Source organism: Halorubrum sp. SS7 (genome assembly GCF_005435055.1).
GTDB classification, from domain to species: Archaea; Halobacteriota; Halobacteria; order Halobacteriales; family Haloferacaceae; genus Halorubrum; species Halorubrum salinarum.
This window is the reverse complement of sequence record NZ_SGXV01000058.1, coordinates 1-601: the sequence shown is the minus strand read 5'-3', so window position 1 is coordinate 601 and position 601 is coordinate 1. Positions and strand designations below refer to the sequence as shown.

Sequence of the window (601 nt, the reverse complement as noted above, 5' to 3'; positions counted from 1 at the left end):
ATTCGAACTCACGGAACGGTCCACGGGAGAGTCGCTCACCCTGACGGCGTTCGACGATTACTGGGAGACCGACTCAGAGGGCAATAGTCTCCCGTACCTTGACGAGGTTGTCATCAACCTCATTCCTGAACCCTCCACAATGTGGAGCGCAATTACGACCGACGGGATCCAGTATGCCGACGAACTCCCACCTCAGAACGCGCGGCAGGTACAGGGCGGGGGTGGAAGTGTCGATGTTGCGGGGGTCAGCTCTGGCGAGTGGTCGTGTTTGGCGATGCTGTGTAATGATCCGGCCTCCGATGAGTGGGCTGAACGGCAGTCGTACGCGAGCGGTAACGACCAGCCGACCGATGCGTGGGAGGGAACGGATATCCCCACGACGGATCGGCGAGTCCGGCAGGCGGTAGCGATGGCCATCGACCGAGAGGAGCTGGTCAGCACCGCGTACTTTGGCTTCGCTGAGCCCGCACACAGCCTGATCAACCCTGCTATTGCCTGGGCATATCAAGAACAGCCGGAAAACGCTCAAATGTATAATCCCGAGCGAGCTCGAGAACTATTAGACGAAGCCGGGTACACCGGCGAACCACGGTTCTCCGGA

General features: G+C 59.7%; 1 protein-coding gene. It reads left to right on the top strand.

What is annotated here, in order from left to right; all coding sequences use genetic code 11:
• On the top strand, positions 1-601 hold a 601-nt coding region (locus EXE44_RS16380), incomplete at both ends, for an ABC transporter substrate-binding protein (RefSeq protein ID WP_241991850.1).